This window comes from Streptomyces speibonae (assembly GCF_984686075.1).
Window position 1 is genome coordinate 2,693,745 of record NZ_OZ480260.1, and the last position, 13,545, is coordinate 2,707,289.

Here is a 13,545-nt window from a genome sequence, read left to right on the forward strand (position 1 = left end):
CGTCCGCCACGGAGTAATGTCCAGTGTGAGAAGACGATCACGAGGAAGGAAACGCTTCATGCTTTCCCGCCTGTTTGCCCCCAAGGTCAAGGTCAGCGCCCACTGCGACCTGCCCTGCGGCGTCTACGACCCGGCCCAGGCCCGCATCGAGGCGGAGTCGGTGAAGGCCGTCCAGGAGAAGATGGCCGGCAACGACGACCCGCACTTCCAGGCCCGCGCCACGGTCATCAAGGAGCAGCGCGCCGAGCTGGCGAAGCACCACGTCTCCGTGCTGTGGAGCGACTACTTCAAGCCGCCGCACTTCGAGAAGTACCCGGAGCTGCACCAGCTGGTCAACGACACCCTGAAGGCCCTGTCGGCCGCCAAGGCGTCCACGGACCCCGCCACCGGCCAGAAGGCCCTGGACTACATCGCCCAGATCGACAAGATCTTCTGGGAGACCAAGAAGGCCTGACCCACATGCCTTCCGGCCTGCGATTCCACACGTATTGCAGCGTCCGTCCACACCGCACCCGGCCCCCGCAGCCCGACGGGCCGGGTGCGGCCCTTTTCCGCGTCCCCCGGCGGAGGTGACCGTGGAGCCCTCCGCCCCGGCCCGCGAGGCCCGGCTGTCCGCCCACGAGGCCGTCTCCACGGCCCTGGCCCGGTACGACGACCGCGCGCTGCGCGCCCTCGTGACCCGGGCCGAGCCGGCCGGATCCGGCATCGGCGGCACATCGGCGCTGACGGAGGTCGCGGGGAGCCGGGTCTTCGTCAAGCGGGTCCCCCTCACCCGGACGGAGCTACGGCCGGAGCACATCCGCTCCACGGCGAACCTGTTCGGCCTCCCCATGTTCTGCCACTACGGCGTCGGCGCCCTCGGCGGCCCCGGCTTCGGGGCCTGGCGGGAACTGGCCGCGCACCTGATGACGACGGACTGGGTGCGCACGGCGGAACACGACGGTTTCCCCCTGCTGCACCACTGGCGGGTGCTGCCGGACACGACTCCCCTGCCCGACGAACTGGCCGACATCGAGCGGGCGGTCGCCTACTGGGGCGGCGGCCCCCAGGTCCGCGGCCGCATCGAGGCCCTGTCGCAGTCCCCGGCCGCCCTCACGCTCTTCCTGGAATACATCCCGCGGAACCTGCACGAGTGGCTGGGCCGCGAGGTGGAGGCCGGGGGCGAGCGCGCCGAGCGCGCCTGCGCCCTGGTGGAGCGGGACCTGCCCGCCGGCGTCGCCTTCATGAACGACCGCGGCCTGCTGCACTTCGACGCGCACTTCGAGAACATCCTGACCGACGGCCACCGCCTCTACTTCACCGACTACGGCCTCGCCCTCTCCTCGGCCTTCGACCTCGCGCCCGACGAGGCGGACTTCCTCGACCGCCACCGGACGTACGACCGCTGCTACACCGCCTCGTACCTGGTGAACTGGCTGGTCACCGCCCTGTGCGGCATCCGCGGGGAGGACCGCGAGGGCCGCCGCGCCCTGATCCACGCCCTCGCCCGGGGCAAGCCCCCCGAGGCCCTGCCGGACACGGCCGCGGCCCTCCTCACCCGCCACGCCCCCATCGCCGCGGTGATGTCCGACTTCACCCACACCTTCCGCACCCGCACCAGACGGACGCCGTACCCCCTGGAGGAGATCCGGCGGCTCGGTCTGCTGTGAGGGGGTGGGGCGTGGGAGGGTGGGGGGATGGAGTTGGAGGATCTGGTGCGGTTGCGGCGGGCGCGGGACCGGATGGACCGGGAGTACGCGGAGCCGCTCGACGTCGCGGAACTCGCGCGGACCGCGCTCATGTCACCCGGCCACTTCCAGCGGAGCTTTCGCGCGGCCTACGGGCAGACGCCGTACGCGTATCTCATGACCCGGCGCATCGAGCGGGCCAAGGCGCTGCTGCGGCGGGGCGATCTCACGGTGACCGAGGTGTGTCTGGCGGTCGGCTGCACCTCGCTGGGGTCGTTCAGCTCGCGTTTCACCGAGCTGGTCGGTCAGACGCCGAGCGCGTACCGGGCCCGGTCGCACGAGGAGAGCGCGGTGATCCCGCCGTGTGTGGCGCGGACGTACACCCGTCCGGTCCGGGGCCGTCCCCGGGTCGAGCCGAGCGAAACCTTCTAGCGTGGGCGCATGGACACAGGAACGGACGTGAGACTCTCCCAGTGCTTCATCGCCGTCGACGATCACGACAAGGCGCTGGCCTTCTACTGTGACGTCCTCGGGCTCGAGGTGCGCAACGACGTGGGGTTCGAGGGGATGCGGTGGGTGACCGTCGCCTCGCCGGAGCAGGACGTGGAGATCGTGCTGGAGCCGCCCGCCGCGAGCCCGGACGTCTCCCCCGCCGACAAGCAGGCGATGGCGGAGCTGCTCGCCAAGGGCATGCTGCGCGGGGTCAACTTCACCACCAGCGACTGCGACGCCCTCTACGAGCGCGTGCGGGCCGCCGGCGGGGACGTGCTCCAGGAGCCGGTGGACCAGCCGTACGGGGTGCGCGACTGCGCGTTCCGCGACCCGGCGGGGAACATGCTGCGGTTCATGGAGCGCCCGGCGCGGTGAGCGTCCGCCGGACGTCCTTCTGACAGGCGGGCCGCCGCGCGGGCCCGGGTAGTCAGCGGTAATGGCAGAGGACGGCCATCAGGCCGTTCCCTTCGTCGTTCGGCGGCATCGAGGGATCGAGGCAGTACATCTCCCCGCCCGACGGAAGGACGATGCTGGGAGTGGGGGCCGGGGTGGGCCGGGTGTCCTCCCAGCCGATCGGGGGCGGCGGCTCCGCGGCGTCCCGCAGCCACAGCGTCGTCCCGGCGCCGGCCAGCACGGCGGCCGTCCAGATGCCGATGCCCCACCGCCATAACGCGCGGCGGTGTTCGTCCCCCCTGCTCCGCATGGCCCCACGCTAGCGCGTCGGGGCGGGGGCTTGCTCAGGCGTTCTTCCGTACGGATTCGGTTTCCGTCACGCCGGTGCGGTCGGGGCTCCGGGGCGCTGTGCCGGCTTCGGTCTCCTGCTCCGGGTACTTCTCGCACTCCGGGTTGCGGCATGGGCCCTGAACCCATACCGGTACCCACGCGCCCAGCGTCTTGTGGCGCCGGACCACCAACTCCACTGGCTGCCCGCAGGCGGGACAGACCGGTTGTTCGCTGCCCATGCCCTCAGGGTAGGCCCGGTGGGCGGTCAGCGCTCCCTGCGGTACGTGCGCACCACGACGCCGTTGCCGAACGTGCGGACCGACTCCAGCGCGAAGGCCCTGATCGAGAAGCCGGTGTCGAACATCGGCATGCCCGACCCCTGCACGATGGGGTAGGTCTTGATGATGATCTCGTCGATCTCGTCGGCCAGCGCGCCGGCGAGTCCGGCGCCGCCGCACAGATAGATGTCGTAGGCGCTGTCCTCCGCCTTCAGCGCGCGCACCCGGCCGGTCAGGTCGTCGGCGATGATCTCGACGTTCGGGTCGGGGGACTCCCCCAGCGTGCGAGAGGCGACATATTCGCGCAGGTGGGCGTAGGGGCTGGTGATCCCCTCCTTCAGGGCCAGGTCGTAGCTGGCCCGGCCCTGGATGATCGTGTCGAACCGCTTGTTCGGCAGATCGTCCAGGCCGAGCGGGCGACGGCCGTGGGTGGGCAGGGTCTCCGGGTACTCCGCCTTGAGGAACTCGAAGAACTCCTCGTCGACCAGGGAGATCATGGCCGAGGCGTCGCCCTCCGGGTCACCGATGAAGCCGTCGATGGAGCAGGCGATGAAGTACGTGAGTTTTCGCAACGCGGTCTCTTCCCGTAGGCGGCACTCGTCGTGAACAACTCCAGTTGTAGTACTTCAGTCGTAGTGGTTGCAAGGGATTAACGGGGCTCGCGCCACATGGGGTACATGAACGGGCCGTCCGGAAGCGCGAGGGGCTCGCCGGCCGCCTCGAAGCCGAGCCGTTCGTAGAGCACGCGGCTGCGCTCGCTGCTGGCCTCGAGATACGCCGCCCGGCCCTCCCGGTCGCAGCGCTCGAGGACGGACCCGATCAGCGCGGTGCCCAGGCCCTCGCCCTGCCGGCCCGGGACCACCCCGATCATCCACAGGTACGCGTGGGCCCGCCCCGAGGGGTGGATCCCGGCCGTGAGCCGCCCGATCAGCTCGACGCGCTCGTTCTCCGGGTCGACGGCCTCGCGCATCCGCACGAAGTCGTCGCCGCCGTCCTGCTGTTCACCCTCGGCCCGGTCGCCGTGGCCGGGGTCGTCCGCCGGTACGGACATCCACAGCGCGCAGGCCGAGCCGTCCTCGGTGATGTCGACCCACCCGTCGGCGAGGACCACATCGGTGAAGGCCGCCATCAGCCGGTGGTGGGTGCTGCGGCGGTACTCCTCGCCGGGGAAGACCCAGCTGCTGACCGGGTCGTCCTGGAACGCCTGGTCGAGAAGCCGGACTATCAGCTCCCGGTCGTCGTCCCCAGCCGTCCGGATCGCCACTCCCATGTCCGCCCCTTCGTCCCAACCGTCTCTGTCCGTACGGCGGTTGAGCCTATCGGGGGACGGCCCCGGGGAGGACGGGCCCCGCACATCGTGGGGAAGTGCGGGACCCGCCGGCCGGAGCCACGCCTGCCGCACGGGTCAGGGTCCGCGCGGCTCGGCACGGTCCCCGGGTCACGGGACGGCCGGCCGGCCGTCAGGTGCTGCGCCGGGTCACGAACTCGGCCAGCGCCAGCAGTCCGCCCGCCGCCTCCGGGTCGGGCACCGCGCGGGCCACCTCCTGCATCGCCCGGGCCATCCGGTCGGCCGCCTGGGTCTGCGCCCAGTCGCGGCCGCCCGCCCGTTCCACGGTCCGGGCGATGTGCTCCAGGGTCTCCTTCCGGTGCGGAGCGGCGTACAGGGCGGCGAGTTCGACGGCCGCCGGGGTGCCGGAGGTGAGCGCGGCGACCACCGGCAGCGACTTCTTGCGGGCGGCCAGATCCGCGCCGGCGGGTTTGCCGGTGCGGCGGGGGTCGCCCCATATGCCGATCACGTCGTCGATGAGCTGGAAGGCCAGTCCGGCCTGCCGGCCGAACGCGTCCATCGCCGCCACGTCCGCGTCCCCGGCGTCCGCGTACAGCGCCCCGATGGCGCAGGCGCAGCCGAGCAGCGCACCGGTTTTGGCCTCGGCCATGGCGAGCGTCTCGGCGAGGGTGACGTCGCCGGGGGCGCTGCGCTCCATGGCCGTGTCCGCGTGCTGGCCGGCGCACAGTTCGATCACGCAGTCCGCGAGGCGGGCCACCGCCGCCCGGCCCGCCGGATGGGGGTCCTCGGCGAGCAGTCGCAGCGCGAGCGCCTGGAGGGCGTCGCCGGCGAGGATCGCGTCGGTGTCCCCGAACACCGTCCACACGGTGGGGCGGTGGCGGCGGGTGGTGTCCCGGTCCATCACGTCGTCGTGCAACAGCGTGAAGTTGTGCACCAGTTCCACGGCCGCGGCCGCCCGGACGGCCGCGGAGCGGGCCGTGCGACCGCCCATGGCGGAGGCCGCGGCGAGGACCAGAGCGGGGCGGATCGCCTTGCCCGAGCCTCCCTGGGCCGGGGTGCCGTCCGCCTGCTCCCAGCCGAAGTGGTAGAGCGCGATCCGGCGCATCGAGCCGGGCAGCGAGCCGAGCGCCGTCCGCAGCACCGGGTCGACCGTGGCCCGCGCCCGCTCCAGGAGTAACGTCGCCTCGTGCCCTTCTCCGGGGCGCTGCTCCGTGGTGGTCTCCGTCATGCGCTCCGTCGTACGCCCCGTCTTCGGCTCCGTGATGGACTCCGTCATCGGCTTCCCCCTGGGTCCGGCTCGGTGGAGGAGCGGAGGGATGGCGTTTCCGCATCCGTCGGGCACGTACGTCCGAGGTGTACCCGCCCGGACGGGCGGGGACACGGCGGGCGGCGCGGGACCTGGCGAACGGTCACCGCCAGCGGCCGATCTCGACGTTCTCCAGGACACCGAGCGCGTCCGGTACCAGGACCGCGGCCGAGTAGTACGTCGTGACCAGGTACTTGATGATGGCCTGTTCGTTGATGCCCATGAACCGCACCGACAGACTCGGCTCGATCTCGTCGGGGATGCCGGCGGCCCGCAGGCCGATGACGCCCTGGTCCTCCTCCCCGGTGCGCAGCGCGATGATCGAGGTCGTACGGGCCTCGGTCACCGGGATCTTGTTGCACGGGAAGAGGGGCACCCCGCGCCAGGTGGGAATGCGGTTGCCGCTCATGTCGATGGTCTCCGGGACCAGTCCGCGCTTGTTGAGCTCGCGGCCGAACGCGGCGATCGCGCGGGGGTGGGCGAGCAGCAGCCGGGTCCCGCGGCGCCTGCTGAGCAGCTCGTCCAGGTCGTCCGGGGACGGGACGCCGTCGTGCGGCTGGATCCGCTGGTCGTACTCGCAGTTGTGGAGCAGGCCGAAGTCACGGTTGTTGACGAGTTCGTGCTCCTGGCGCTCCTTGAGTGCCTCCACGGTCAGCCGGATCTGCTGTTCCGTCTGGTTCATGGGCTGGTTGTAGAGGTCGGCCACGCGGGAGTGGATGCGCAGCACGGTCTGGGCGACGCTGAGTTCGTACTCGCGCGGCCGTGCCTCGTAGTCGACGAAGGTGTGCGGGATGTCGGGCTCGCCGCTGTGCCCGGCGGCGAGGTCGATCTCCTTCTCGCCGTACTTGTTGGTGCGCTGCCCGGGAACGGAGGCCCGTCGGCTGCTGAGGTGCTCGCGCAGAGTGTCGGACCGCTCGGCGACCTGTTCGACGGCCTCGCGGGGCAGTACGAGCACGGTGCACGTGGTGAGGGTGCGGGCCGTGTACTCCCAGATGGCGTCGTCGTCCGTCAGGGCCTGCTCGCCGAAGTAGGCGCCGTCGGCGAGGACGCCGAGGGATTCGTCCTCGCCGTAGGGACCCGTGCCGATCCGCTCCACCCTGCCGTGCGCCAGCAGGTACACCTCGTCGGCCTGGCTGCCGAAGGAGGCGATCACCTGCCCGGCCCCGATCTCCCGCTGCCGGCAGCGGGAGGCCAGCTCGGCCAGCACCTCCTCGTCCTCGTACGACCTCAGCGCCGGCAGCTCTCCCAGCTCGGCCGGGATGATCTCGACGCGGTCGCCGGTCTTCACGAACGTCATCCGGCCATCACCCACGGCGTACGTCAGCCGGCGGTTGACCCGGTACGTACCGCCCTGTACATCGACCCAGGGCAGCATGCGCAGCAGCCAGCGCGAGCTGATCTCCTGCATCTGCGGCACGGACTTGGTCGTGGTGGCCAGGTTCCGCGCCGCGGCCGTGCCGAGACTCTGCTGCTGCCCGGCCTGCTCCGTGCGGACCTCTTCGCCTACCGACATAGAGAATTGCCCTCCCCAAAAGATGATCAAAGCCCGGCCGTGCCGGGCACCGCCCTGCGTGATCAAGCGTTCCTCACCGAGCGTGCGCGCGCCATTACCCGATCGAGCGGGGTTGGATCATGGGAGGGCTGGGCACACATGGGGCGCCGCCGAACGGCGCCCTACCGGAACGAAGTTGTCCGGATCGAGTCGCACAGGACCCGAACGAGTAGTTGAACGGCCACCTTTCAGGTAATGAGCCAGGTACCAGGCGGCCGCGGACGGCGGCCGCCGTCCGGCACGAAGGAGGGCGGTCATGGCCCCACCCATGTCCGCAAGCGCGTTCCTGCGCGCTCTGAAGGCGGAGGGTCTCACGGTCGTCGAGGTCGGCGACTGGCGCGGCCACAACCGGAACCACAAGGGCCCCTGGGGCCCGGTGCACGGTGTGATGATCCACCACACGGTCACCAAGGGCAGCGCCGCAACGGTGGAGATCTGCCGCAAGGGCTACAGCGGTCTGCCGGGTCCGCTCTGCCACGGCGTGATCACCAAGGACGGCCGGGTCCACCTCGTCGGCTACGGCCGGGCCAACCACGCGGGGCTCGGCGACGACGACGTCCTGCGCGCGGTGATCGCGGAGCGGAGCCTGCCGCCGGACAACGAGGCGAACACCGACGGCAACCGGCACTTCTACGGCTTCGAGTGCGAGAACCTGGGCGACGGCGAGGACCCGTGGCCGGCGGCCCAGCTGGAGGCGATCGAGAAGGCCGCGGCCGCGGTCTGCCGCCACCACGGCTGGAACGAGCGCTCGGTGATCGGGCACCGTGAGTGGCAGCCGGGCAAGGTCGACCCGCGCGGGTTCTCGATGACCTCGATGAGGAACCGGATCGGCGACCGGCTGGGGTGAAGCACCGCCGCGGGACGCCGTGAGGCCGCCGGTCCGGGTGCGTGGGCGACGGGGGACAATGACCCCGTGACCAGCTTCGACGCCTCCGGTTCCGGCGCCCTCACGGGCCTGCGGCCGCGGCTGCCCTCGCCGCTGCGGGAGGTCGCGGACGAGCGGTTCGGCCGGCGCGGGATCCGGCTCCTGCTCAAGCGGGACGATCTGATCCACCCGGAGCTGGTCGGCAACAAGTGGCGCAAGCTCGCACCGAACCTCGCGGCGGCGGCCGGGCGGACCGTGCTCACCTTCGGCGGCGCCTACTCCAACCACCTGCGGGCCACGGCCGCCGCCGGCCGGCTGCTCGGCCTGCCCACGGTCGGCGTGGTGCGCGGCGAGGAACTCGCCGGCCGCCCGCTCAATCCGTCGCTGGCCCGGTGCGCGGCCGACGGCATGCGGCTGCACTTCGTCGAACGGTCGGTGTACCGCCGCAAGAGCGAGGCGGGGACCCTGGCCGCCGTCCTGCGCGCGGCGGACGCCGTGGACGCGTACGTGGTGCCCGAGGGCGGCAGCAACTCCGCCGCGGTACGGGGCTGCCGGGCCCTCGGCGAGGAACTGGCCGGTCACGCGGACGTCGCCGCCGTCGCCTGCGGCACCGGCGGCACGCTCGCGGGGCTGGCTGCCGGCGCCGGCCCCGGCCTGCGCGTGCTGGGCGTACCGGTACTCAAGGGCGGCTTCCTGGGAGAGGACATACGGGCCCTGCAGACCGGCGCGTTCGGCGGTCCGCGCGGCGACTGGAGCCTCGACGACCGCTTCCACTTCGGCGGCTACGCGCGCGTCACCCCCGGCCTCACGGCCTTCGCCGAGGACTTCGAACAGCGCCACGGTCTTCCCGTGGAACGCGTCTATGTCGCCAAATTGCTTTACGCCCTTGTCACCCTGGCCGAGGAGAACGCCTTCCCGCGCGGAACCACCCTCGCCGCCGTGATCACCGGCCGCCCGTTCGCCACCTGACGCCGACGACCGCGTTCGTACCGGCCCGGACCGCAAGCAGGACATCCTGCCCCTGCTCGCCGGCGCGCCTGGACTCCGGGGCAAGGACGGCTTTCCCTCCGGTGTGCCCTCCCGCGCCTTCACGGCACCGCTGCTGACTGCTCAGTCTCTTCCAGGGGATTCACGAAAGCCATGAGGAGCAGAAGTGCACCACCACGCAAGCCGATTCACGCTGTCGGACCGGGAGCGTGGACGGAGAGAGGCTCCCTTCACCACCAGGGCGACGACCCGGCCGGTCGACGCCGGGTCGCTCCCGGCATGGACCGCTTCCCTGCAGAAGTCCGCGGGCAACGCCGCCCTGTCACAGGTTGTCGAGACCGCTCAGCAAGCGGGGGCCACGGGCCCCGCGGCCATCCAGCGTGCCGTCCGCGGCGCGGCCGGAACACCTGTCCAGCGCGCTGAGGAGCAGGCGACAGGCGGGCACGGCGGTATCAAGAAACGGGCCGGAGGGAGCGTCCTGGGAAAAGCCCACGAACGACGTGGAGACGAAGTTCTACGCGGACATGCGCGCCGGGAGGCATCCCTCGCTGGAGGGTGTGGTCCCGGGGTCGCACACCGCCGAGGAGGTCAAGGCCATGGACAGCGCAACGGGTGGCAGTGACTCGACCCACGTCTACATCGACAACCTCACGCACGGCATGAACAAGCCGAAGCTGCTCGACATCAAGGTGGGCGAAAGCACGGCGAGCAAGCAGGAGTTGCTTCTCACCATGGAAAAGGCGGATGCCGCGATCACGAAGGCGAAGCTCAAGGCCGCCGACACAGCGACCGGTTCCGCGTTCAACGACTATCGGGTGGTCGGGGGCACGGGCCTGGGGAACAGCCGCCTCAAAAACGGCATCATGTCCAAGCAGAACCTGAGGGGCCTTTCGGACAACGCGAACGTCTACGACGTACTGGTGGGCCGGTTGCGCCAGGTGCGGCCGGGCACCCGGGACTCCGGTCTCGCCTTCATCGCCGCGAGCGTGCTCACCGCGGTGGACCAGGAGCCGGCGGACGGAAACGAGGCCGAGTCGGTCAGGGTCAACCTCATCGGCTTCGCCCACACCCGCGACACCAGCACCATGAGCGAGGAACAGGTGGAGAAGTACCGGAACCGCTTCGACAAGGGCATGGAGTCGCTGATCAAGGATGTCGAGGCAGCTGCCGAAAGGGCGAGAAAGCGGGACGCCGCATAGCGGCCCGTGCCCGGGCCCCGACCCCGCGCAAGCGGTCCACCCGAAGAGCACGGCTACGCCGTCTCCCGGTACGCCGCCGCTTCCTCCAGGTCCAGTCGGCGCAGCAGAATGCGGAGCATTTCGTCGTCGCCGTGGCGGGCGTCGCGCACCGTGACGAAGACGTCGCCTTCCGCGCCGATGACCTCACGGGACAGCCGCCGGCAGGTGTCGTCGACCGACTCCCCGGTGACGGGGTTGACCTGGCCGGGCCGTTCCCGGACGACGTTGCGGCGTTCCAGGACGGCGCGCAGGCGGTCCGCGGGCGGGAGCGGCAGGGTGTTGCGCTCGTCGGTGAGGAGTTCGCCGAGGCGCTGCTCGGCGCCGGGGACGTAGCTGACCGCCAGGCCCGCCGCGACCGCGGCGCCACCGCGCGGCCAGCAGCAGAAGAGGCATCACAGCCATGCCGGGCTCACCCTCGCTTTTCCGCGCGGTCGCCCGAGGAGAGGCGTCGCCATCTGGCAGTCTTGGCTTCCTCCCCCTTCCGAACGAGGGGGTTCCCACGGCTCGCGCCGCAGGGATGTCTGCTTCGTCGCCGGCTGCCCCCCGGAGTGCTCCGTTGAGGTCCTGCACCAGCTCCACAGACAGACACTGCCGGCCCGGCAGCCATATCCACGAAGGAGAAACTTGACGAAACACGGCACACACGACGACGCGCCGCCACGGCACGCCGCGGAGCACCACCGGGAAACCGGCCACCCCGTGATGCGGAGCCACGAGCCCGGCGGGGACTGGCGCTGGTGCTTCGTCGACCGCGTACTGGTGTGACGCGGGGCGGTCCGGGTGCCGGACGGTTCGACCGTCTGGCGTCTGGGTACGTCAATGCGGCGCGCGCTCTTCCCATTTGAGGGCCGCAGACCCCTAGCCACGGAGCGTATTCATAGTTTTACTATGAGTGACAGCCACGGGTCGGGGCCCCGGGACAGGAGCGCCGAGAGCGCGATAGCGTCACCGCTGAACACTTGACGCGTTACCCGGGGGCGAACGGCCCTGAAACGCTTGTACCACCTTGGAGGTGAGGGTGTCCCAGATCGCAGGCGAGCCCGCGACCCAGGACTTCGTGGAAGTCCGGCTGCCGGCCGCGGGGGCCTACCTGTCGGTGCTGCGTACGGCTACGGCCGGCCTCGCGGCCCGTTTGGACTTCACCCTCGACGAGATCGAGGACCTGCGCATCGCGGTCGACGAGGCCTGCGCGATCCTGCTTCAGCAGGCCGTGCCGGGGTCGGTGCTCAGCTGTGTCTTCCGGCTCGTCGACGACTCGCTCGAGGTGACCGTCTCGGCGCCGACCACGGACGGTCACGCCCCTTCGCGTGACACGTTCGCCTGGACCGTCCTGTCCGCGCTCGCGGGCAAGGTCTCCTCGGCCGTGGACGAGGACAAGACGGTGTCGATCAGCCTCTACAAACAGCGCGGCGCGGGACCCGGGCCGGCGTGAGGAGCGAGGACGGGCCGGTGCGGGACGAAGAACGCGGCACACGGGAGCTGCCGGCCGAGCGCGTGCCGGACGGCATCGACGGCATCCCCGAGCAGGCCCGGCCGCATCCGGAGGACGACTCCGCGGAGACCGCCCTCCCTGGCGGCGGGCAGGCGGGCGGTGCCGTGCGCGGTACGCCTCCGGCCGGGCACGCCGGGGCCGGTCCGAACCACGGGGGCGCCTCCGCGCGGGCGACGGGGGACGAGGCGAGCGCTCGGGGAAGGGCGACGGGCGGGACGATGAGCGAGCACGAGCGACACGCCGAGGACGAGACGCCGCAGGCGTCCGGCACCCGGGGCGCGCGCAGCGGCACACCGGGCGGACCCGGCACGCACGGCGCGCACGCGCACCACGACCCGCAGGACCGCAGCGGGGCGCGCGCCCTGTTCCTCGAGCTGCGCACGCTGGAGGACGGCACTCCGGAGTACGCGGAGCTGCGCAACCGGCTGGTGCGCATGCACCTGCCGCTCGTCGAGCATCTTGCGCGCCGCTTCCGCAACCGCGGCGAGCCGCTGGACGACCTCACCCAGGTCGCCACCATCGGGCTGATCAAGTCGGTCGACCGGTTCGACCCGGACCGGGGTGTGGAGTTCTCGACGTACGCCACACCGACGGTCGTCGGCGAGATCAAGCGGCACTTCCGCGACAAGGGCTGGGCGGTGCGGGTGCCGCGCCGGCTGCAGGAGCTCCGGCTGGCGCTGACCACGGCCACGGCGGAGCTCTCCCAGCTGCACGGGCGTTCCCCCACGGTGCACGAGCTGGCCGAGAAGCTGGCCATCTCCGAGGAGGAGGTCCTGGAGGGTCTGGAGTCCGCCAACGCGTACTCCACACTGTCCCTGGACGTCCCCGACACCGACGACGAGTCCCCGGCGGTCGCCGACACCCTCGGTGCGGAGGACGAGGCGCTGGAGGGCGTGGAGTACCGGGAGTCGTTGAAGCCGCTGCTGGAGGATCTGCCGCCGCGCGAGAAGCGGATCCTGCTGTTGCGGTTCTTCGGCAACATGACGCAGTCGCAGATCGCGCAGGAGGTCGGCATCTCGCAGATGCATGTGTCCCGGCTGCTGGCGCGGACGCTGGCGCAGCTGCGGGAGAAGCTGCTCGTGGAGGAGTGAGGCGCTCCCGGCGTCCCTGGGCCGGCTGGAGCCCTCTTCTCGCCCCCGCCGCCCCTTCCCGTCCCCGGGGGCGCTGCCCCCGGACCCCGCTCCTCAAACGCCGGAGGGGCTGGCACTAGGTGTTCGTGTTGCCCGGCCCCCGGATGCCCAGTGCCTGGGTTGTTTCCGGGTTGAGCAGGAGGAACAGGGCCGTGACGGAGACCACGGCCAGGGCGATGCCCGCGGGGATGGCCGCGCCGTCGGAGCGGAGCATGTTGTAGGCCACCGGGAGCGCCATCACCTGGGTGATGACCGCGGGGCCGCGGCTCCAGCCGCGGCGGGCGAACAGGCCCCGCGCGGCGAGCAGCGGGAGCAGGGCGAGCACGATCAGCGTCACTCCGCCGGTGACGGCCTGCCCGCGGTCGTCCGGTTCGCCGGCGAGGCCGAGGACCAGCAGCCACACCCCGCCGGCCACCAGAGCGAGCCCTTCCAGGGCGGCGAGCGCCGCGGCGTACGTCAGACGGCGCGGGCGGGGGCCGGTGTCGTCCGAGGTGGTGGTGGGAGTCTGCTCACTGCTCACCCCTGAA

General features: G+C 71.5%; 17 protein-coding genes and 1 pseudogene. 10 read left to right on the forward strand and 8 right to left on the reverse strand.

Annotated features, from left to right (window positions below; genetic code table 11):
* The first annotated feature begins 58 nt into the window (after window positions 1–58).
* From sodN to AC5L3C_RS11865, 4 genes are all read left to right on the forward strand, one after another.
* Entirely contained in the window at window positions 59–454 is a 396-nt protein-coding gene (gene sodN, locus AC5L3C_RS11850) for a superoxide dismutase, Ni (RefSeq protein WP_004983535.1), read from the forward strand.
* Window positions 455–575: 121 nt separating this feature from the next.
* Entirely contained in the window at window positions 576–1,649 is a 1,074-nt protein-coding gene (locus AC5L3C_RS11855) for a protein kinase family protein (RefSeq protein WP_493648969.1), read from the forward strand.
* A 27-nt stretch (window positions 1,650–1,676) separates the two neighbouring features.
* On the forward strand, window positions 1,677–2,099 hold the full coding sequence (locus tag AC5L3C_RS11860; protein WP_493648970.1) for a helix-turn-helix domain-containing protein: 423 nt from the start codon (window positions 1,677–1,679) through the stop codon (window positions 2,097–2,099).
* A 9-nt stretch (window positions 2,100–2,108) separates the two neighbouring features.
* Window positions 2,109–2,534 (forward strand): VOC family protein, encoded by a 426-nt coding sequence (locus AC5L3C_RS11865; protein WP_493648971.1) that lies wholly within the window; start codon window positions 2,109–2,111, stop codon window positions 2,532–2,534.
* A gap of 52 nt (window positions 2,535–2,586) precedes the next feature.
* Here the strand turns inward: AC5L3C_RS11865 and AC5L3C_RS11870 are convergent, their stop codons facing one another.
* The 6 genes from AC5L3C_RS11870 to AC5L3C_RS11895 form a co-directional block, all read right to left on the reverse strand.
* The gene (locus AC5L3C_RS11870) at window positions 2,587–2,862 is read right to left on the reverse strand and encodes a hypothetical protein (RefSeq protein WP_493648972.1); all 276 of its coding nucleotides are present in this window, start codon (window positions 2,860–2,862) and stop codon (window positions 2,587–2,589) included.
* Between the two features lie 34 nt (window positions 2,863–2,896).
* The gene (locus AC5L3C_RS11875; protein ID WP_493648973.1) at window positions 2,897–3,121 is read right to left on the reverse strand and encodes a hypothetical protein; all 225 of its coding nucleotides are present in this window, start codon (window positions 3,119–3,121) and stop codon (window positions 2,897–2,899) included.
* A gap of 26 nt (window positions 3,122–3,147) precedes the next feature.
* Window positions 3,148–3,732 carry a dihydrofolate reductase family protein gene (locus AC5L3C_RS11880; protein ID WP_493648974.1) on the reverse strand — a complete coding sequence of 195 codons (585 nt, stop codon included), beginning with the start codon at window positions 3,730–3,732 and terminating at the stop codon, window positions 3,148–3,150.
* A gap of 77 nt (window positions 3,733–3,809) precedes the next feature.
* Entirely contained in the window at window positions 3,810–4,430 is a 621-nt protein-coding gene (locus AC5L3C_RS11885) for a GNAT family N-acetyltransferase (RefSeq protein WP_493648975.1), read from the reverse strand.
* A gap of 190 nt (window positions 4,431–4,620) precedes the next feature.
* Window positions 4,621–5,676, reverse strand: coding sequence for a family 2 encapsulin nanocompartment cargo protein polyprenyl transferase (locus tag AC5L3C_RS11890; protein ID WP_493653829.1), 1,056 nt, complete (start codon window positions 5,674–5,676; stop codon window positions 4,621–4,623).
* Between the two features lie 181 nt (window positions 5,677–5,857).
* On the reverse strand, window positions 5,858–7,267 hold the full coding sequence (locus AC5L3C_RS11895; protein WP_125504279.1) for a family 2B encapsulin nanocompartment shell protein: 1,410 nt from the start codon (window positions 7,265–7,267) through the stop codon (window positions 5,858–5,860).
* A gap of 295 nt (window positions 7,268–7,562) precedes the next feature.
* On the opposite strand from AC5L3C_RS11895, the gene AC5L3C_RS11900 reads away from it, so the two are divergent.
* The 3 genes from AC5L3C_RS11900 to AC5L3C_RS11910 all read left to right on the forward strand — a co-directional run bounded on the left by AC5L3C_RS11900 (window position 7,563) and on the right by AC5L3C_RS11910 (window position 10,357).
* Entirely contained in the window at window positions 7,563–8,153 is a 591-nt protein-coding gene (locus tag AC5L3C_RS11900; protein WP_493648976.1) for an N-acetylmuramoyl-L-alanine amidase, read from the forward strand.
* Between the two features lie 66 nt (window positions 8,154–8,219).
* Window positions 8,220–9,140, forward strand: a complete 921-nt coding sequence (locus AC5L3C_RS11905; protein WP_493648977.1) for a 1-aminocyclopropane-1-carboxylate deaminase/D-cysteine desulfhydrase — start codon at window positions 8,220–8,222, stop codon at window positions 9,138–9,140.
* Window positions 9,141–9,658: 518 nt separating this feature from the next.
* Window positions 9,659–10,357, forward strand: coding sequence for an inositol polyphosphate kinase family protein (locus AC5L3C_RS11910; RefSeq protein WP_493648978.1), 699 nt, complete (start codon window positions 9,659–9,661; stop codon window positions 10,355–10,357).
* A 53-nt stretch (window positions 10,358–10,410) separates the two neighbouring features.
* Here AC5L3C_RS11910 and AC5L3C_RS11915 read toward each other — a convergent pair.
* Window positions 10,411–10,716 (reverse strand): annotated as a pseudogene (locus AC5L3C_RS11915) (Na+/H+ antiporter); the annotation flags it as partial.
* A gap of 304 nt (window positions 10,717–11,020) precedes the next feature.
* Here AC5L3C_RS11915 and AC5L3C_RS11920 point away from each other — a divergent pair.
* From AC5L3C_RS11920 to AC5L3C_RS11930, 3 genes are all read left to right on the forward strand, one after another.
* Window positions 11,021–11,161 (forward strand): hypothetical protein, encoded by a 141-nt coding sequence (locus AC5L3C_RS11920; RefSeq protein ID WP_493648979.1) that lies wholly within the window; start codon window positions 11,021–11,023, stop codon window positions 11,159–11,161.
* 253 nt (window positions 11,162–11,414) lie between these two features.
* Window positions 11,415–11,828, forward strand: coding sequence for an ATP-binding protein (locus tag AC5L3C_RS11925; protein ID WP_004925829.1), 414 nt, complete (start codon window positions 11,415–11,417; stop codon window positions 11,826–11,828).
* Between the two features lie 17 nt (window positions 11,829–11,845).
* Window positions 11,846–12,979 carry an RNA polymerase sigma factor SigF gene (locus AC5L3C_RS11930; protein WP_493648980.1) on the forward strand — a complete coding sequence of 378 codons (1,134 nt, stop codon included), beginning with the start codon at window positions 11,846–11,848 and terminating at the stop codon, window positions 12,977–12,979.
* A gap of 115 nt (window positions 12,980–13,094) precedes the next feature.
* Here AC5L3C_RS11930 and AC5L3C_RS11935 read toward each other — a convergent pair whose 3' ends face one another.
* Window positions 13,095–13,538 carry a hypothetical protein gene (locus AC5L3C_RS11935; protein WP_125504284.1) on the reverse strand — a complete coding sequence of 148 codons (444 nt, stop codon included), beginning with the start codon at window positions 13,536–13,538 and terminating at the stop codon, window positions 13,095–13,097.
* Window positions 13,539–13,545 lie beyond the last annotated feature (7 nt).

Excerpts from the sequence above, each read along its gene's own strand:
- AC5L3C_RS11890 (WP_493653829.1), bottom strand. The coding sequence starts at position 5,676 with ATGACGGAGACCACCACGGAGCAGCGCCCCGGAGAAGGGCACGAGGCG.
- sodN (WP_004983535.1), top strand. The coding sequence starts at position 59 with ATGCTTTCCCGCCTGTTTGCCCCCAAGGTCAAGGTCAGCGCCCACTGC.
- AC5L3C_RS11860 (WP_493648970.1), top strand. The coding sequence starts at position 1,677 with ATGGAGTTGGAGGATCTGGTGCGGTTGCGGCGGGCGCGGGACCGGATG.
- AC5L3C_RS11895 (WP_125504279.1), bottom strand. The coding sequence starts at position 7,267 with ATGTCGGTAGGCGAAGAGGTCCGCACGGAGCAGGCCGGGCAGCAGCAG.
- AC5L3C_RS11900 (WP_493648976.1), top strand. The coding sequence starts at position 7,563 with ATGGCCCCACCCATGTCCGCAAGCGCGTTCCTGCGCGCTCTGAAGGCG.
- AC5L3C_RS11885 (WP_493648975.1), bottom strand. The coding sequence starts at position 4,430 with ATGGGAGTGGCGATCCGGACGGCTGGGGACGACGACCGGGAGCTGATA.
- AC5L3C_RS11870 (WP_493648972.1), bottom strand. The coding sequence starts at position 2,862 with ATGCGGAGCAGGGGGGACGAACACCGCCGCGCGTTATGGCGGTGGGGC.
- AC5L3C_RS11875 (WP_493648973.1), bottom strand. The coding sequence starts at position 3,121 with ATGGGCAGCGAACAACCGGTCTGTCCCGCCTGCGGGCAGCCAGTGGAG.
- AC5L3C_RS11865 (WP_493648971.1), top strand. The coding sequence starts at position 2,109 with ATGGACACAGGAACGGACGTGAGACTCTCCCAGTGCTTCATCGCCGTC.